The sequence below is a fragment of the Tardiphaga sp. genome, from assembly GCF_041424195.1.
Classification (GTDB): Bacteria; Pseudomonadota; Alphaproteobacteria; order Rhizobiales; family Xanthobacteraceae; genus Tardiphaga.
On sequence record NZ_JBGMOE010000224.1, the window covers coordinates 164,030 to 180,822 of the forward strand.

General features: G+C 60.8%; 16 protein-coding genes. 8 read left to right on the forward strand and 8 right to left on the reverse strand.

The window, feature by feature from the left end; all coding sequences use genetic code 11:
* Positions 1 to 7 precede the first annotated feature (7 nt).
* On the reverse strand, positions 8 to 751 hold the full coding sequence (locus ACEK02_RS31260) for a 2-keto-4-pentenoate hydratase (RefSeq protein WP_371425456.1): 744 nt from the start codon (positions 749 to 751) through the stop codon (positions 8 to 10).
* 291 nt (positions 752 to 1,042) lie between these two features.
* Between ACEK02_RS31260 and ACEK02_RS31265 the strand changes: the two genes are divergently transcribed.
* Positions 1,043 to 1,798, forward strand: a complete 756-nt coding sequence (locus ACEK02_RS31265) for a hypothetical protein (protein WP_371425458.1) — start codon at positions 1,043 to 1,045, stop codon at positions 1,796 to 1,798.
* A 95-nt stretch (positions 1,799 to 1,893) separates the two neighbouring features.
* On the opposite strand, the gene ACEK02_RS31270 is transcribed toward ACEK02_RS31265, so the two are convergent.
* Positions 1,894 to 2,982: a TRAP transporter substrate-binding protein gene (locus ACEK02_RS31270; RefSeq protein WP_371425460.1), complete on the reverse strand. Its 1,089-nt coding sequence runs from the start codon at positions 2,980 to 2,982 to the stop codon at positions 1,894 to 1,896.
* A gap of 216 nt (positions 2,983 to 3,198) precedes the next feature.
* Positions 3,199 to 4,365, reverse strand: coding sequence for an Mrp/NBP35 family ATP-binding protein (locus ACEK02_RS31275; protein ID WP_371425462.1), 1,167 nt, complete (start codon positions 4,363 to 4,365; stop codon positions 3,199 to 3,201).
* 314 nt (positions 4,366 to 4,679) lie between these two features.
* Here ACEK02_RS31275 and ACEK02_RS31280 point away from each other — a divergent pair, with 314 nt between their 5' ends.
* The 4 genes from ACEK02_RS31280 to ACEK02_RS31295 all read left to right on the forward strand — a co-directional run bounded on the left by ACEK02_RS31280 (position 4,680) and on the right by ACEK02_RS31295 (position 8,122).
* Positions 4,680 to 5,549 (forward strand): NAD(P)-dependent oxidoreductase, encoded by an 870-nt coding sequence (locus tag ACEK02_RS31280; protein WP_371425464.1) that lies wholly within the window; start codon positions 4,680 to 4,682, stop codon positions 5,547 to 5,549.
* A gap of 184 nt (positions 5,550 to 5,733) precedes the next feature.
* Positions 5,734 to 7,335, forward strand: coding sequence for a sensor histidine kinase (locus ACEK02_RS31285; RefSeq protein WP_371425466.1), 1,602 nt, complete (start codon positions 5,734 to 5,736; stop codon positions 7,333 to 7,335).
* Between the two features lie 45 nt (positions 7,336 to 7,380).
* Complete coding sequence (locus ACEK02_RS31290) at positions 7,381 to 7,599, forward strand: DUF1289 domain-containing protein (RefSeq protein ID WP_371425468.1); 219 nt, start codon at positions 7,381 to 7,383, stop codon at positions 7,597 to 7,599.
* Between the two features lie 10 nt (positions 7,600 to 7,609).
* Positions 7,610 to 8,122 (forward strand): TIGR02281 family clan AA aspartic protease, encoded by a 513-nt coding sequence (locus ACEK02_RS31295; protein WP_371425470.1) that lies wholly within the window; start codon positions 7,610 to 7,612, stop codon positions 8,120 to 8,122.
* Here the strand turns inward: ACEK02_RS31295 and dusA are convergent, their stop codons facing one another.
* Positions 8,123 to 9,121, reverse strand: coding sequence for a tRNA dihydrouridine(20/20a) synthase DusA (dusA, locus tag ACEK02_RS31300; RefSeq protein WP_371425472.1), 999 nt, complete (start codon positions 9,119 to 9,121; stop codon positions 8,123 to 8,125). It abuts the gene before it with no gap.
* 111 nt (positions 9,122 to 9,232) lie between these two features.
* Between dusA and ACEK02_RS31305 the strand changes: the two genes are divergently transcribed.
* Together ACEK02_RS31305 and ACEK02_RS31310 are read left to right on the forward strand one after the other, a co-directional pair.
* Positions 9,233 to 10,291, forward strand: a complete 1,059-nt coding sequence (locus ACEK02_RS31305) for a site-specific integrase (RefSeq protein ID WP_211374474.1) — start codon at positions 9,233 to 9,235, stop codon at positions 10,289 to 10,291.
* 191 nt (positions 10,292 to 10,482) lie between these two features.
* Complete coding sequence (locus tag ACEK02_RS31310) at positions 10,483 to 11,037, forward strand: hypothetical protein (protein ID WP_371425475.1); 555 nt, start codon at positions 10,483 to 10,485, stop codon at positions 11,035 to 11,037.
* A 49-nt stretch (positions 11,038 to 11,086) separates the two neighbouring features.
* Here the strand turns inward: ACEK02_RS31310 and qatD are convergent, their stop codons facing one another.
* Genes qatD through qatA form a run of 4 tightly spaced genes read right to left on the reverse strand, consistent with a single transcriptional unit; the run spans position 11,087 to position 16,064 of the window.
* Positions 11,087 to 11,842 carry a Qat anti-phage system TatD family nuclease QatD gene (gene qatD / locus ACEK02_RS31315; protein ID WP_211374472.1) on the reverse strand — a complete coding sequence of 252 codons (756 nt, stop codon included), beginning with the start codon at positions 11,840 to 11,842 and terminating at the stop codon, positions 11,087 to 11,089.
* 9 nt (positions 11,843 to 11,851) lie between these two features.
* On the reverse strand, positions 11,852 to 13,201 hold the full coding sequence (gene qatC / locus ACEK02_RS31320) for a Qat anti-phage system QueC-like protein QatC (RefSeq protein WP_211374471.1): 1,350 nt from the start codon (positions 13,199 to 13,201) through the stop codon (positions 11,852 to 11,854).
* On the reverse strand, positions 13,198 to 14,100 hold the full coding sequence (gene qatB / locus ACEK02_RS31325; RefSeq protein WP_211374470.1) for a Qat anti-phage system associated protein QatB: 903 nt from the start codon (positions 14,098 to 14,100) through the stop codon (positions 13,198 to 13,200). The genes qatC and qatB overlap by 4 nt, the downstream gene beginning before the upstream one ends.
* A complete protein-coding gene (qatA, locus tag ACEK02_RS31330) occupies positions 14,100 to 16,064 on the reverse strand; it encodes a Qat anti-phage system ATPase QatA (RefSeq protein ID WP_211374469.1) in 1,965 nt (654 codons plus the stop codon). Before qatA ends, qatB begins: the two co-directional genes overlap by 1 nt.
* A 305-nt stretch (positions 16,065 to 16,369) precedes the next feature.
* Here qatA and ACEK02_RS31335 point away from each other — a divergent pair, with 305 nt between their 5' ends.
* Complete coding sequence (locus ACEK02_RS31335; RefSeq protein ID WP_211374468.1) at positions 16,370 to 16,615, forward strand: hypothetical protein; 246 nt, start codon at positions 16,370 to 16,372, stop codon at positions 16,613 to 16,615.
* Positions 16,616 to 16,793 lie beyond the last annotated feature (178 nt).

Sequence of the window (16,793 nt, forward strand, 5' to 3'; positions counted from 1 at the left end):
GCCGTGCCTAGCCGTCGAACACCACTTCGGCTTCGCCCAGCCCTTCGAACCGAACGGTGCAACGATCGCCCGGTTTGAAGAACGGCAGCCCGGTCCAGCTGCCTGTGGTCACGATCTGCCCTGCCTTCACGCCAGCGCGCATCATGTTCGCCAAAGCGACGGCGCCCGCGATGGGATCATCGGTGGGGTGGCCACCTCTACGCTCAATGAGGGTCTCGCCATTCACGGTGAAAGTCATCTGCAGTTTCGGCAGATCGAGATGCGACCAGTCGGCAAGTTCAGGTCCAGTGACCAGGCCGGCATTGATACCGCAGTCAGCGAGCTGTTCGAGCTTTGGACGACTCAGCGGGTCGTGGAAGCGACTTGAGACGACCTCGATGACCGGCAGCACCGCGACGGCCTTCGCGACCTCCTCGCGCGTGTAAGGCTCGCTGCGCGCCGGCAGATCGCGAATGAAACGGAAGGCGACCTCGCCCTCGACGCCGAGATGCGGGACTTCAGCCACCGCCATATGCGCGGGGCTCGAACGGATCATTCGCGTCTCGATCAATCCACGTGTCGGTTCGCCTTCGGGCGGCGCGCCGGCCTTGAAAGCGCCGATCGGCTCGCCCACCAAAACAGCTACGCGGTCCTGAATCTCATGCGCCTGCGCCACTGAAGACGGCGTGACGGGCAAACCGTTGATCTGCATCCCGCTCTGGCGCGCCTGAGCGAGGATCTCGGCTGCAGCGGCAATTTCTTGTTCAGTCATCGCAGTACCTTGTGACGCATCAAGCAAGTCGCTTCGTGAAATCTGGTCGATCCATAGCCTTTTTGACGGATTTCAACATGCGATACCAGCACAGTCGGTCATGAAAGCCCAATGTCTCCGTCAGATTAAAACTTGGCAATGTCGCCACCATAATCCCTCCAGCCTAGCAAATGTCACGGATCGGCCGCATGTGCCGAACAGTCTGGCCAGAGAGTTGTTATCGCCGACCGCATGCATTCAGCCTCTCAGACGCATTGAACCGCGCCAGACGTCATCGAAAGGTCATACGCGATGGAATCCGACGGCACGTCCAACAAGGTCCCCGCGATCACCTTCGGTTTCTGGATCATCAAGATCCTTGCCACCACGTTCGGCGAGACCGCCGGCGATACGCTGTCGATGACCTTAAATCTCGGCTATCTAGTCAGCACGTTGGCGTTCATAGCGGCGCTCGCGATACTGGTGATCGTTCAAACGCGGGCGAAAACATTTCATCCCCTGCTGTACTGGGCGACCATCATCGCATCGACCACGGCGGGAACGACCCTCGCGGATTTCGCCGATCGTTCACTCGGAATCGGTTATCCCGGCGGAACGTTGATCCTCATGGCCTGCGTCTTGATTTCGCTTGCAATGTGGTACCGGTCAGAAGGAACTGTATCGACGCAGTCCATCACGAGCCCGCGCATCGAGCTGTTCTATTGGGCTACAATTACGTTCTCGCAGACGCTGGGTACCGCACTTGGCGATTGGGTCGCCGATTCCGGACTAGGCTATGACGGCGGAGCGCTTGTCTTCGGCGCATTGCTGGCAATCGTTGCCGCACTGTACTTCTGGTCCGCGTTATCGCATGTGGCATTGTTCTGGGCAGCTTTCATCCTGACCCGTCCGCTCGGCGCCACCATCGGCGACTACTTGGACAAACCAATTGCGAACGGTGGGTTGAATATCAGCAGGCCGCTGGCTTCGGCCGTTCTGGCTGCAATTATCCTGACTTGCATCTTTGTTCTTCCGCAGCGCGCAGGCCGACATCCCCAATCGGCATAGAAGCCGGGCGCGTCGCGAATCCCAGACCGTCGATCGACAAAAAGCCCGACCTTCTCGCGAAGGCCGGGTTTCTTTCAAAAATCGCGAGCTGAGGATCAGCCGCGGGTACGCGAGCGGATCATGAAGCTGTCGAAGGTGTATTCGGCGACCTGCCACCACAGATACTCGTCCGAACGATAGGCCTGCATCGCGTCGATCGACTTCTTGAAGTCGGCATTCTTCGACGAAATGTCGGCCCAGAGTTCGTTGGTCGCCTTGAGGCAGGCATCCAGAACTTCGTTGGTGAACGGACGCAGCTGCGTGCCGCCAGCAACGAGCTGCTTCAGCGCAGCGGGGTTCTGCATGTCGTAACGTGCAGCCATCCAGGTGTTGGCGTTGGCGCAGGCATTGGCGAGGATCGCCTGATAGCTCTTCGGCAGCGCGTTGAACTTCTCGAGGTTGGTGAAGGCGTGAACCGTCGGGCCACCTTCCCAGAAACCTGGATAGTAGTAGTACTTCGCGACTTTCTGGAAGCCGAGCTTCTGGTCGTCATAGGGGCCGACCCACTCGGCAGCGTCGATGGTGCCCTTTTCGAGCGACGGATAGATGTCGCCACCAGCAAGCTGCTGCGGCACGACGCCGACCTTTTGCAGCACCTGACCGGCAATGCCGCCGATCCGCATCTTGAGCCCGGAGAGATCGGCAACGGTCTTGATCTCCTTGCGGAACCAGCCGCCCATCTGCGTACCCGTATTGCCGCAAGGGTGACCGATGACGCCAAATTTCTTGAAGAACTCGTTACCGAGCTGCTCGCCGCCGCCCTGGTACCACCAGGAATTCTGCTGGCGTGCGTTCAGACCGAACGGCACCGACGCGTAGATCGCGAAGGTCGGATCCTTGCCGACATAGTAGTACGACACAGTGTGGCACATTTCGACGGTGCCGTTGGAGGTCGCATCGAGCGCCTGCAGACCGGGGACCAGTTCGCCGGCCGCGAAGACCTGGATCTGGAATTTGTTGTCGGTCATTTCGGCGACCTGCTTCGCCATCATCTCGGCGCCGCCATAGATGGTGTCGAGCGACTTCGGGAAGCTGGATGCGAGGCGCCATTTGATCTCGGGCGCGGACTGCGCGATCGCCGGCGAGGCAACGGCGGCCACCGCGGCGCCTGCCGTCGAAACCTTCAAAAACTCACGACGCTTCATTCAAGCTCTCCTTTTTGCGGGCGTTTTCCCTAGAATTCCTTTGAGCATGTTCGACGGCAAATCGTTGCGCGATTCAACCGAAGACGCTCTGGTGCAGAGGCTGTCTAACACGGTTATTCAGCCGCGGAAAACACGACGAAGGTCGTTGCCCGCCCAATTGAACGAAAGTTCTATGCGGCATCTCGGCCTTAATCCCGGCCCCGGCCACCGGCCCGCTTACGCAGCTGCAATAACGCCCTGCAACCGGTCGCGGATCTGCGTGCCGATGGCCCGATAGATCGCCGCGTGCGGGCCGTTGGGCTCGCTCACCACCACGGGCGTGCCGGCATCCGACATCGCGCGGATGGACATATGCAACGGCACTTCACCCAGGAACGGCACCTTGAGCCGCTCAGCCTCGTGACGGGCGCCGCCATGGCCGAAGATGTCGGAGCGTGTGCCGCATTCCGGGCACTGGAAATAGCTCATATTCTCGATGATGCCGAGCACGGGCACATTGACCTTGGTAAACATCGCAAGGCCGCGCCTCGCATCGATCAGCGCCAGATCCTGCGGCGTCGAGACGATGACCGCACCCTTCAGGGGCACGTTCTGCGCCAGCGTGAGCTGTGCATCGCCGGTGCCCGGCGGCATATCGACGATGAGGACATCGAGCGTGCCCCAGGCGACATCGCGCAGCATCTGGGTGATCGCCGACATCACCATCGGTCCGCGCCAGATCATTGCGGTTTCCTCCTCGACCAGGAAGCCGATCGACATGATGGACAGGCCGAAACGCGCGATCGGGATCATCTTCCTGTTGTCGTCGAGAACAGGCTTTTCGTGGATACCGGTCAGCCGCGGTACCGACGGACCATAGATATCGGCGTCCAGCAGACCGACCTTCAGGCCGAGATCGCGCAGGCCCAGCGCCAGGTTGAGCGCCGTCGTGGACTTGCCGACGCCACCCTTCCCCGAGGCCACTGCGATGATCGCGGCAACGCCAGGAATCTCAGCCTGTTTTGACATTGGCGAGTTGGCCGGGTTGGCGTGCGGGCGATGCGCCGAGACCGGCTGTACGCCGCCGGACTGCGGACCGCGCGAATGCGCAGCGGGACCATGGCTATGCGCGGGTGTGGCGGCCGGCGCGCTGCCGGGCTTGCGCTCCGCCGTCAGCGCAACCATCGCGCCCGTGACACCCGGGAGCGCGCGCACCGCGGCTTCCGCCTGCGCGCGCACGCTTTCCCAGGCCCGCGCTTCGGCGGCGTCCACATTGATCGAAAACAGCACCTTGCCGTCGGTCACCACGATCTCGGACAAGACATCGGCATGGATCAGCGGCACGCCGCGGGGCGATGTCACCTTGGCCAGGCCATCCAGAATTTGCTGCTTCGAAACGCTCAATGCGTGTCTCCCGATCGACGGACAATTCAAACCGCACAGATAGAGAACTTCCGCCCTAAGTCCATGGCGTTTCGAGGCGATGTTGAGAGTTCCGAGATTGCTCTGGCGCAAGACCCGCACCGGATTCTGTTTTGCAACGCACCATAAGCGGCTGCAGCCATGAGTGGTGACGGGGGCTTTGCCGCGTCCTGCGCAGCGACTATGCTGACGCTCCTCATCACCAGCGATCTCGCCGCCACCAACCAGGGCGGCGCCCTCACTTTCCAAGAGTCGACGTTCGGCAGCAAAGCCGACAGAATCCAAAGGGTACGGACATGGCCAAAGTTGCATTCATCGGTCTCGGCGTCATGGGTTTCCCCATGGCCGGTCACCTTGCCACCAAGGGCGGCCACGAGGTCACCGTCTACAACCGCAACGCATCCAAGGCCAAAGCATGGGTCGAGAAGTTCGGCGGCAAGTCCGCGCCGACCCCGAAAGCGGCTGCCGAAGGCCAGGATTTCGTGATGGCCTGCGTCGGCAATGATGAGGACCTGCGGTCGGTCACCATCGGCTCCGACGGCGCTTTCGCCGGCATGGTCAAGGGCGCGACCTTCGTCGACCACACCACTGCCTCAGCCGAAGTGGCCCGTGAGCTCGACGCCGCCGCCACCAAGGCCGGTTTCCACTTCATCGACGCGCCAGTCTCGGGCGGCCAGGCCGGCGCCGAAAACGGCGCCCTGACTGTGATGTGCGGCGGCGACTCGAAGGTTTATGCCAAGGTCGAGCCGATCATCACGTCCTACGCCAAGATGCAGAAGCTGCTCGGCCCCGCGGGCTCCGGCCAGCTGACCAAGATGGTCAACCAGATCTGCATCGCCGGCCTCGTCGAGGCGCTGTCCGAAGGCATCCACTTTGCCAAGAAGGCCGGTCTCGACGTCAATGCGGTGGTCGAGGTGATCTCCAAGGGCGCCGCGCAATCGTGGCAGATGGAGAACCGCCACAAGACCATGAATGACGGAAAGTTCGATTTCGGCTTCGCTGTCGAATGGATGCGCAAGGACCTCTCGATCTGTCTCGCGGAGGCCCGCCGCAACGGTGCCAGCCTGCCGGTCACGGCTGTGGTCGATAACTTCTATGCAGAAGTGGAAACCATGGGCGGCAAGCGCTGGGACACTTCCAGTCTTTTGGCAAGATTGCAGCGCTAAGTATCTAATTTCGCAATATAAAAGGCGGCGGAGTGATGCTGGCCGGGCATTCTCCGCCGCCTCTGTTTTTATCGAATATTAACCGGATTACCTCGTTCTCTAAGGCACCTCTTAATGATTGTGCGGCACAGATAGGATCTGTGAAAAACCGCCCGCGTTTGCGTGCAGGATTTGTGTACGAGTGATGAGTGAGCCCGCCGCCAGGCCCGAGGTCGTCCAGCTTCCGGCTGAAACGCCCGTCGCTGTTCCGCCGCGCAATCGCCGGGCGGCACAACAGCGGGTGCGCGAAGCGCGCGACCGGCTGACCTCGACCTCGGGAACGCGCCCCGCTTTCGATCGCGAACTGCTCCGCCAATACGCTCAGACCCGCCTCTCCGCCTCGCTCGTCATCATGCTGCTGGTGGTCGGCACCGGCATCCTGTTCGGGTTCTGGATGCAGCCGCTGCCGGCCGCCGCATGGTCTTGCGGAATGCTGTGCATTCACGCGGTGATCCTGCGCGCCTGCAATCGCTACCTAACGGAAACACCGACACCCGGCAGCACGCACAAATGGCGGCTGCGCTTTATCTTTTTGGACCTGCTCTACGGCCTGTCCTGGACGGTCATCCTCGTGCATCCGACCGGTGTCGACGTCGTCTCCAATTCGCTGATGATGTTCCTGATGCTGCTGGTGGTCGCGGTCTCCAGCATGCTCGCCGCCAGCCTGCCCATAGCAGCCTTTGCCGCCACCGCGCCGGTGACGCTGGGCGTGGCGCTGAGCTTCATCCTGCGCGGCAACTTCGACAACTACGTGCTGGCCGTTCTGGCTGTCGCAGCCGAAGGCTATTTCGCGCTGCTGGCGCAACGTCTGCATTCGACCACGCTCGCAACACTGGAAGCCCGCGCCGAGAAAGATGCACTGATCGGCGAACTCGAACAGGCAAAGGCAATCTCCGACGAAGCGCGCCACCGCGCCGAAGCCGCCAATGTCGCGAAGTCGCGTTTCCTCGCGCAGATGAGCCATGAGTTGCGCACGCCGCTGAACGCCATTCTCGGCTTCTCCGAAGTGATGAAGAGCGAAATCTTCGGCGGCCATGCCGTGCCGGTCTACAAGGACTACTCTGCTGACATCCATAACTCCGGCGTGCATCTTCTGAATCTCATCAACGAGATCCTCGATCTGTCACGCATCGAAGCCGGCCGCTACGAATTGAACGAAGAAGCCGTCTCGCTGGTGCATGTGGTGGCCGACTGCCATCACCTGTTGAAGCTGCGCGCATCGAGCCGCGGCATCACCATCCATGAAGTCTTCGAACACGGCATGCCGCGGGTCTGGGGCGACGAGCGCGCCTGCCGGCAGATCGTGCTGAACCTGCTGTCCAATTCGATCAAATTCACACCGCAGGGCGGCGAGATCTGGCTCAAGGTCGGCTGGACCGCCTCCGGCGGCCAGTATCTGAGCTGCAAGGACACCGGTTCCGGCATCGCCGAAGACGAGATTCCGATCGTGCTGGCGTCATTTGGCCAGGGATCGAACTCAATCAAATCGGCCGAACAGGGGGCCGGTCTCGGTCTGCCGATCGCCAAGAGCCTGATCGACATGCATGGCGGCACATTCACGCTGAAATCCAAACTGCGGATCGGCACCGAGGTGATCGTCACCTTCCCGCCGGAGCGTGTGATGTCCGCACTAGCTCCGATGGCGCCCGATGCGCCGCCGTTGCAGCCCGATTACGAGATGAACGTCGCCGATGAGAAACGCCGGGCCCGCAACAAGCCCATCATGAATGCAGGAACCGGGCTGTGATTTCGACGCTTGCGCAAGCAAGCCTATCCGCTTCAATATTAATGGATGAGCAAAGAAACACCGTGCATCGCCGTCTGCTTCATCGACCCCAAGACCAAGCTCTGCCTCGGCTGCGGACGCACGCTGCCGGAGATCGCGCGCTGGGGAAAAATGGCCAGCGCGGAGCGTCTGGATACGATGGCGCTGCTGCCGGCCCGCATGGCCGACGCCGGGCTGGAGCCTTCGTCCACATACGCCGCAAGGAAGACCGCAGCGACGACCTGAGAGGCTCGCCATGAGCCGGGTCTTCCTTTTGGTCATCGTCATCGTTGCGACGGCTGGCGCCGCCCTCGCCTATGGCGACCCCAAGCAGATCTCCAAGGCCGGCAATCTCGTCACGGAAATCCTGCGCAGGCAGAGCCCGCCGCCATTGCGGCTGGTCGATGTGCCGCGCGGCAATACCGGCGAGTTCGGACTTCAGGCCAAGATCAACGGCGTGAAGACGGCCATGGTGATCGATACGGGCGCAACCTCGGTGGTGCTGACTTATGAAACCGCAAAGGCTGCGGGTCTGCCGCTCGAATTGCTCGACTACAATGTCGACGTCGAGACTGCGGGCGGTCGTACCAAGGCTGCGCGATTGACGCTGGATCGTCTCGCCGTTGGCAAGCTGGTGGAACGATCCGTCCCGGCACTGGTGGTGCCGCGCGGACAGATGAAAACCAACCTGCTCGGCATGAGCTTTCTCGACCGTCTGGAAAGCTGGGAAGTGCGCGCAGATAGACTGATGCTGCGTGGCTATCCGTAGCTAGGCCGCGACCGACTCCGCAGGTTCATCCTCGACCTGCGCAATTGCCTCACGCAACACATTGATGCCCGCACCGTGCTTGACGCCATTCTCCGCCAGATAGCGCCGGAACGCGCGCGCGCCGCGCACGCCGTGGAATGCGCCGACGAAATGCCGGGTGATCGAATGCAGCCGCGTGCCCTGCGCAAGCTGATCCTCGATATAGGGCATCATCGCCGCGAAGGCGTCTTTCATCGTCGCGTGCGGCGCCGGTTCGCCGAACAGTTCGGGATCGACCGACAATAGCCGCCATGGCTCCTGATAGGCCGCGCGGCCAAGCATCGCGCCATCCACATGCGCGAGATGAGCAGCGGCTTCAGTGATACCCGCGATGCCGCCATTGATGATGATCGGCACGTCGGGCATTGCCGCCTTCAGGCGATAGACGCGGTCGTAGTTCAGCGGAGGAATGTTGCGGTTCTCTTTCGGCGACAGACCATTGAGCCACGCCTTCCGCGCATGCACGATGAGACCGTCAGCGCCGGCTGCGACCACCGCGCGCGCCAGCGTATCGAGCGCCACTTCGGGATCCTGATCGTCGATGCCGATACGGCACTTGACGGTGACCGGCACGTCCACGGCCTGCTTCATCGCGGCCACACCGCGCGCGACCAGATCCGGCTCCGCCATCAGGCAGGCACCGAAGCGGCCGTCCTTCACCCGATCCGAGGGACAACCGACATTGATGTTGATTTCGTCATAGCCGAAATCCACGCCGATCTTCGCCGCTTCCGCAAGATGTGCCGGCTCAGAGCCACCGAGTTGCAGCGCCACCGGATGTTCGCTGGCGTCAAAGCCAAGCAACCGCGTGCGGTCGCCATGGATCACGGCGCCCGTCGTCAGCATCTCCGTATAGAGCCGCGTCCGCCGCGACAGCAGACGATGGAAGACGCGGCAATGCCGGTCAGTCCAGTCCATCATAGGCGCCACGGCAAATCTGTGTGATTGATTTAGCTGCATTTTTCAAGTACATTCAAATCGTTAGGTCGCGTTGTGTGCACTCTATCTTACGCCATGACACGACGTTTTTTCCGGCTTTTCGACGCCTCAGTGCACACGGAGCGCACACGCGTGGCTACCTTTAGCAGATTAAAGTCGGGTTCGTGGCGTGCGCAGGTCCGGCGTAAAGGAAAATACGTCAATGAGACGTTCGTCCGCCGTAAGGACGCCGAGGAATGGGCACTGGATATCGAGCGAAGAATTGATCGTCAGGAGCCCGCAACTTCGCGAGCCCGAGAGGCCAAGCTTTTTGGCGATCTCATCGCTCTACACCGCCAAGACCTAGAAGAGGTCAGCAGGAAAATCGGGCGGTCGAAGGACGCGAGTCTAAAATTCCTTGACGAGAGACTCGGGCTTCTCCGTTTGGGCGAACTCGATCGCGAGCGTCTCATCAAGTTCGGAAAGGAGCGCGCGCAAGAGGGCGCGGGTCCTGTAACGGTTGGCATCGATTTGGGATACATCAAAACGATCCTCTCGCATGCCGCCGCTGTGCATGGCGTGACCGTTTCGATCGAACCAATCAATCTCGCACGTATTGCTCTCGGACGCCTTGGTCTTGTCGGCAAGGGCAACGAGCGCGACCGTCGTCCAACACAAAAGGAGCTCGATCTCATCATCGCGAGGCTCGAAGCCAATGATCGGCAACAAATCCCCGTTGACCGGATCATTCGATTTGCCGTCGCAACGGCAATGCGGCAGGACGAAATTGCTAGAATTGAATGGAGCGACTTTGATCCCGAGGGCAAGATGCTCCTCATTCGAGATCGCAAGGACCCTCGGAAGAAGAAAGGCAACGATCAACGCATCCCGCTACTGGACGTGTCGGGATATGACGCGTGCAAGATCATTGAAGAACAAGGACGCTTTTCAAACATTCGAGAGGGTCGCATTTTTCCTTACAACGGACGTTCGGTCGGCACCGCATTTCGCCGTCAATGCAAAGATCTAAAGATACAAGACCTCCATTTTCATGACCTTCGCCATGAAGGCACGAGTCGACTATTTGAAGCCGGCTTCACGATTGAACAGGTCGCGCTGGTAACCGGCCACAAGGATTGGAAGATGTTGCGTCGATATACTCACCTGAAGCCCGAGAAATTGCATACTGTTCTAAGAACGAGAGCGGCGTGACCAGGAACGGCTCCAGACCTTGCTGCGCCGTGAGCCGCGGGCCACCGAACAATGGACGCATTCAACTGTCGCAATTGGATTGGCACGTCTCGCACTCGCTCAATTGATGTAAGCTGGAATACAAGAATGGTCGACGTCCGATCGTGAAACTCTCGACAGATGTGATCCACAGCATGGAAGCGCCAAGACCGTTGATCGGCCCCATTGCATTGACGCCGGACGAAGGCGCGATCCTGGCAGCGACGAAGCTCCGTCAGGAGGAGCTCTTCCATGAGAGTGACGGCGCTCAAAGAAATGGCGAACTCGCGTTGGCGTTGATGACGTCGCTGTTGGCGCGTGCCGCTATTCCCGAGGTGCGCCTGAAATATTTCGAGGACCCGACCTACCGCACCGGACGCATCAAGGGGTCATATCGGCAGTTGTTCGAGCGCAACAAGACTGTCGGAGACGACATCTTTCGGCACCCCAATTTCCTCCAACACCTCCGATATTTCCTTTTTGGCGCGGAGCTCCCGGACGACATCATCGAGGCATTCTCAGGCAAAGCGCTTTCATTTGGTCACGTGGGTCCGAGCGATGCGTCGGAACTCGGAACCTTAAGCAGGGATATGACCCGAAAATATCATCTTGCGGTTCACATCGGTCCTGATGGAGTCGCCGAGGAATTCTACAAGTTGGCGCTAGATTGCGGAATCTACCAAGGCCACGCGCTCGCGATACGGAAACGCGTGGCTTCGATCCGCTGATTTGTTTTTGCTTTCGCGCGATCACGCCAACGCTTTGACGTCAGTTGCTTCATTCTCGATCGGACAGCAGGACTTTCAGATTGTCGAGCACGGCGGCGGTGACCGTCCCGCGTTCCTGACCGAACAGAAGCGCCAAGCCGTCGAGGACGCGTCCGACATCACTCGGACGACTTGGCCGGTTGTCGGTTTGGGTGAACGGTCCGTCGGTTTCGGTGAGGAGACGATCGAGAGGCAACGCCTTTACGAGCGCACTACGTTTTTCGTTCGCTAGCATTTCCGTGTTGATTGAGAAATAACAACCCAGATCGACGGCACGCCTGGCCTCCGCTGCGGTGCCGGTGAACCAGTGCAACACCACGCGACCGCGTGTGGGTGGCAGATGCGCTTCGACCATATCGAGCACGACCTTGGCCGCCCTGACGCTGTGGACGGTGAGTATCTTGTTCCTAGCATCTGCCGAAGCCTTCAAGACTCGCGCGAAGATCTCCTTCTGCCTATCGAAAGATTTGTAGAAGCGCGGTCCGGCGTCGAGGCCGACTTCGCCGACATAGCGCGCGTTCGGAAGCAACTCTTCCCAGAGGTCGATCTCCCTGGCGCGCTCTCCGACCAATTGCGGATGTAGCCCGAGCGCCGCGCGCACGTGGCGTGTGGGTGCCGCCAATTCCTGGTTTCTCGCCCACGCCTTCGGCGTCGTCGTCACCGCCAATGTGAACACGCCATCTCGCTCGCAGTCATCCACCGCGGCGGCAAAGTCCGGATAGAGATCGAGGTGGCAATGGAAGTCGACGAGTCCGGAAGAACGCATGCCCGGTTCCTATGACGGCGCGGTGCGGACACCCTTTAACAGGACGCCTACTTCCGCCAATCCGCGGCGATAGACGTCCGCGAGTTGATCATGTCGCCCGGGTTCGTCGTAAAGTGGACCCGGCTTATGAATGAGCATCTTGGCGAGTTCGGGCCGTTTCTCGATGCGATCGACTGCTATCTGGAATGAACGAACCTGCTGTCCTTCGGCCTGTTTGGTATCCAGCACCGAGCCGTGAAGGTTAGGTAAGCCATAGGTAGTTCGATCTTTGTTGATGAGGGACGCGCGGCGAATCAAGCAGGGCAAGCAATATCCGCAATGTCCCTGAGGCTTTTTCGTCCAACGCCCCTTGGAGGGCGACGAGCAAGACAGAGACACCGGGGCGAGCTGTTTTAGGAGACCGGGATTGGCGCATGCAGCCACCATTTGGCCCTTCGTCTTATCCCAGTATGGGTTTTCCAGCCGGCCCGGGATTCCGAGACCACGGAGAAGTTCGTTCCATCGCGCAATGTAGAAAGGATGTGTCGTTCGAGTGCTTAACGCGCCTAGCCGCAATCGATCGAGCGGGACATTGAGCGCGATCAGGCCATTCTCCGGCACTTTCAACACGAAATCGCCGGCGAAACCTGAACCAGCGGCCACGCCGAGCGAAAAGAACAGAAAGGATCGCCCGCGGGTCGTATCCTCGGAGCCGACGCCCTTGACCAGCTCACTGTCAAAACTCATCCACATCCGCAGCCGATCGAATGACGACGACTTGTAGGCAGCCTTCAATCCATCGAAACACAGATCCTGAGATTTACTGACCAATCCCTCGCCCGCATGGCTGACCAACAGAGGCACGCCTCGCGCTTCCAGCGTGTCGATCGCTCCGATCAGGCTGTCGAGGCCACCCGAAAACAGGCTGACCCCATCGAACGGCGGAGCGATCAAGCTCGGCGCGGCGGGAGACACGAGCTTGCTGAAGCCCTTCGGGCGTTTCCTGAACCCGACCGACCACCTGTCGCCGGTCAGAAAATTCAGGGCGCGCGTGAGAACGCCCGCGTTCGCGCTCCAGCGCCCGGGATCGCTGACCGGCACGACCAGGCGGATCTCACGGGTCCATGCGTCTTGCGATTCCGTCGACCTGGACAGTCGTGTATCCGCGGCATGAACATGTGCGGCGACCAGCAACATGTCGGCGCCGATCTCGGAGGGCGTCAAGCCCAGAGCCTTGAGGTCGTCGAGCGCGTGGCCGATGCCGTGGTCGAGATGCTCTCCTCTTATGAGCTGCAGGGGCGAGGCCGTCTCATCGCGCGCCTTCGGCACGCGGGTTCTATCATCCGGTCCGAAGCGGCCGATGATGACATGTCGTCTCATTTCTCCGCCTCCGCGTCGCCCAAAGTCTGCAATGCCTCGAATGCGGCCTGATAGACGTCGGTGACGAATCCAAGGACCTTTTCGGGTGTCAATGATTGGATGTTCACGCCGGCCGCGTTGATGGTGTCGCTGACACCACGATGAATGAAGTCGCGCAACTGAGCCTCGATCCGCTCGGCGGTGCTCGGATCGGTTGGCAACGTGATAACCTTGGTACCGATGTCGTTGCAAAGGCGCGCTTCGATCGCGTGCGTCGCATAAAGCTCGAACACGGTCTGAATCTGCGCCGGCGTGAGCGCGTCGATGTCCGTGATACCGGCTCCGGCGAGATCGGCGATCGTTTCAATGAAGGCGTCGCGCGCGATGCCTTCATCGATCGCACCGCCCTCGGGGCAGATATAATCGGCAAGGCCTGCGAAGACTTCCTCGATCGGACGCCCGGCGAGGCTTTCGAGATTCAGCGTCCGAAGCGCCTCGCGGACGCCGTTGGTGCTTGCGTCATTGAGGAAGCGAACGAGGCCAGCCCCGGCACCGCGCGCGGAGCCCATTCGCTGGGCGGCCTGCCGGGATCCGCCCGTGGCCTTCGAGACATATTGCGAAACGGCGCGTCCCAAGCTCTGCCGGTCACCGCCACCTGAACTGGCGAAGCGGGAGAAATTGTTCCTCGCAGACGTGAAACGATCTGCCGCGCCGGCTATAGGTGCGGCGGGTCTCGCCGCTGGCGCGACCGGAACCGCCGGTGGATTCGGATCTGCGGATGGCGGCTGGTCACTTGGGCCGGCACCTGACGCCGGCTCCGAGCCTGGCGCCGCACCTGGGTTGTTGGCTTCGCCTTGGAGCCAAGTCGGCACGAGGGCGGAGTTGCCGGCCGCGCCGCCATAAGCGTTCGACGTGCCCATCAGCGCGTGCCCTTTCGGGTGCGCAGCGCGGCCGCGGCGGTCGTCTTGAGAAATGACGACTTGGATGTGGACCACCGCTCCAACAATTTCTCGAAACGCGCGATGCCCTCGGGGTCTTTGATGACGCCTTCCCAACCGCTTGCGGGCCACGGGCCGCTGCGGTCGGCCGGTAGGGCCTCGAGGAGATCGAGAAGGTTGGGCTGCAACGTCGGGTGAGCCCGCACCAACACGGCCAGACCGTCGACGCCGGGTGGCGCAGTGTCGAAGGTGTCGCCGCCCATGATCCGGCCGCGCAGTTCTTCAAACACTTGGGCCGCTTCGGCCGGGACGAGTCGCTTTAACTCTCCGTCGAGAGCTTGAACCGTCAACTTCGGACCGAGCAACTTGTCGACGACGGCCACGAGTCGGCCGAGAACCGATGCCGCGCCGAAGTAATCTTTCCGATCCTTGGTCACGAACAGATACGGGCGCAGGTCGACGCCTGCTAGGCTCGGGGGAAGTTTCGCCCAGGCGCGGATGGCGTCGGCTGCTTTCCATTCCACCAGCACGGCACTTTCGCTTACCGCGGGTGCTGACGACGTCGATTGGGCATCATCGTCCAGACGCGTGATCTTCGGTCCAGCGCGCTTCGCTTTCGGCTTATCCTTGTCATCGCCTGCCGCAGCTTCCAGCGCGGCAAGATCCTCGCAGACACCATCTGGATTGCGCGCCGCGCTGCTGGCGATCTGGTCGAAAAGCCGCGACAGGAAACGTTCGGCCAGCATCAGCTTGGCGAGAACCGGCAGCTTGACCTCGTCGCCGAAGCCGCGGGCGATCGCGGTCTGATGACGAAGCAGCAGGGTGTTGAGGAATCGCTTGATCTGCCGGGGATTGCCTTGTGTCCCACTCGCCAAGATCGGGCCGATTTGGTCACTGAGCGCGAGCGCATTCTGTACCTGTCCCGCCTTGTCGCCCAAGGCAGCTCTCACCGTTTGGGCGTCAAGACCCGCGGTCTTCCAGGGCCGCTTCAGCAATTCGCGGGCCGCATCAATCAGCGCCGTATAGGCCGCCTCGCCCTCAGCGAGTTCGGCGCCGACCAGCAATAGCGTGACATAGATCCGGGTCTCAGTTTCTCCCAAGGGTGGAATCCGAAACGGGACCTGGATGAGCTTTTCGAGATAGTTGCGGGCATAATCCCGAGGCCCGGTGGTGTCAGGAAGTTCGGGGAAGTGTTTGCGGACCGCGTATTCGATCATCGCCTCATCGGCGGCGACGACGAAAGCGGTGCGACCAGTGAAGACAAACAAGCGTACCGCTTCGAGGGTTTCGATCGCAGTGTCAGGCAGACAGCGGTCGAGGTCGTCGATCAGAACCACGAGTTGATCGATTCCGGCCTGCTTGAGGAGATCATCGAAGGCCTCGCGGAAGGCGCCGATTTCTTCAGGGACGTTTTTGGATTCGCCAGGCTTCAATAAGCCCTGCACCCCATCAATCGCCCTGTCGTAGTTCTCTTTCTTGGCGAGCTTGGCGGGGTCCGCGAAAATGTCCTTGAGCGTTCCGACCACGGCGCCGACCTGATCGGGCGTCGGAATGCCTGTCGCAACCGTGAAGGCCAAGCCGCCGGCATGGCGGGCGATCTTGAGCCAGTCGATGCGCCGAAAGATGTTCTTGACGCCCTCTCCAGCTTGTCTGAGCAGGGGCCTCTTCTCGATCAGGCCTGTGACGATGCCCTCGATGAGCGCGATTTTCGCATCTTCGAAACCCTGAAAGCGCCAACCGTTAAATTTAAGGCAGAGGACGCGATCGTCAGTCTCCAGGTTGGCCTCGATCATCTCGAGGATACTCGACTTGCCAGCACCCCAATCACCATGGATCCCGATCGTTACCGCTCGTTCGGGCTTCTCACGGAGCAATTCGATAATGGTTTTGGCGATCGCCTCATTATTGAGGAGGTCGACCTTTGTTTCGTTGTCAGTCAGGATCACGACACGCATTCCCCCCGGATGCGCCTGGACCTGGAGCGCCGTTGGTAGCGTCCAGTCGTCCCATTGCCCCGGGGATACTGCCGGAACGCGAGCGGTCCCGCCATCCCAATTCGCTAGGCTCTGTCAAGGTTTGGACCCGTGAGCTCGCGCGCGATGCTATCCGCTCTAAGCACGATCGCAGCCTGGCACGACGGAAAAACGCCTCCGAATCGGACGACGGACTCGAAACGGGGGAAATGACAAGGATTGTACTTCGAATTTTCTGTCGCCACAATTTGTTGTCGCAGCCATTGATGAGTCGCGCCATGGCCGAAATCCAGTCGTCCGATCCGTCGCTTTGGCAGGCCCGCGCCGCGCGGGCGCGGCGCATCGCCAGCATGTTGCTCGGACGTGACGCGGAGACGGTGTTGGCCTATGCCCGGGAATGCGATGAAGAAGGTCGGGGCATCTCCGCGAAAGCCATATCCTCCCCCTCTCTCATACCGGCCGCTTCGCCACGTGTCGTGTCGTTGATGTCGGGCCGTTCTTCGGCTGGCACACGCGCGGCCTAGCATCTTCACAGCGGCCATTTCACCTTAGCGCTGGCTAATCGGCGACGGGTCGATTCCGCCGATCGCAAGCTTGTCTACGCCATCCTTCGCCCACGAGCATTGGCTTGTTGCGGAGTGGGCGTTCAAACGCGACACGCAATTCGTCGACGTGGTGCGCCGTCACCTGCGCTACCCCACG

What these genes read in the sequence shown, in the direction of transcription:
- ACEK02_RS31260 (WP_371425456.1), bottom strand. Translation starts at nt 751, where the DNA reads ATGACTGAACAAGAAATTGCCGCTGCAGCCGAGATCCTCGCTCAGGCG.
- ACEK02_RS31265 (WP_371425458.1), top strand. Translation starts at nt 1,043, where the DNA reads ATGGAATCCGACGGCACGTCCAACAAGGTCCCCGCGATCACCTTCGGT.
- ACEK02_RS31270 (WP_371425460.1), bottom strand. Translation starts at nt 2,982, where the DNA reads ATGAAGCGTCGTGAGTTTTTGAAGGTTTCGACGGCAGGCGCCGCGGTG.
- ACEK02_RS31280 (WP_371425464.1), top strand. Translation starts at nt 4,680, where the DNA reads ATGGCCAAAGTTGCATTCATCGGTCTCGGCGTCATGGGTTTCCCCATG.
- ACEK02_RS31285 (WP_371425466.1), top strand. Translation starts at nt 5,734, where the DNA reads ATGAGTGAGCCCGCCGCCAGGCCCGAGGTCGTCCAGCTTCCGGCTGAA.
- ACEK02_RS31290 (WP_371425468.1), top strand. Translation starts at nt 7,381, where the DNA reads ATGAGCAAAGAAACACCGTGCATCGCCGTCTGCTTCATCGACCCCAAG.
- ACEK02_RS31295 (WP_371425470.1), top strand. Translation starts at nt 7,610, where the DNA reads ATGAGCCGGGTCTTCCTTTTGGTCATCGTCATCGTTGCGACGGCTGGC.
- dusA (WP_371425472.1), bottom strand. Translation starts at nt 9,121, where the DNA reads ATGCAGCTAAATCAATCACACAGATTTGCCGTGGCGCCTATGATGGAC.
- qatD (WP_211374472.1), bottom strand. Translation starts at nt 11,842, where the DNA reads ATGCGTTCTTCCGGACTCGTCGACTTCCATTGCCACCTCGATCTCTAT.
- qatC (WP_211374471.1), bottom strand. Translation starts at nt 13,201, where the DNA reads ATGAGACGACATGTCATCATCGGCCGCTTCGGACCGGATGATAGAACC.
- qatB (WP_211374470.1), bottom strand. Translation starts at nt 14,100, where the DNA reads ATGGGCACGTCGAACGCTTATGGCGGCGCGGCCGGCAACTCCGCCCTC.
- ACEK02_RS31335 (WP_211374468.1), top strand. Translation starts at nt 16,370, where the DNA reads ATGGCCGAAATCCAGTCGTCCGATCCGTCGCTTTGGCAGGCCCGCGCC.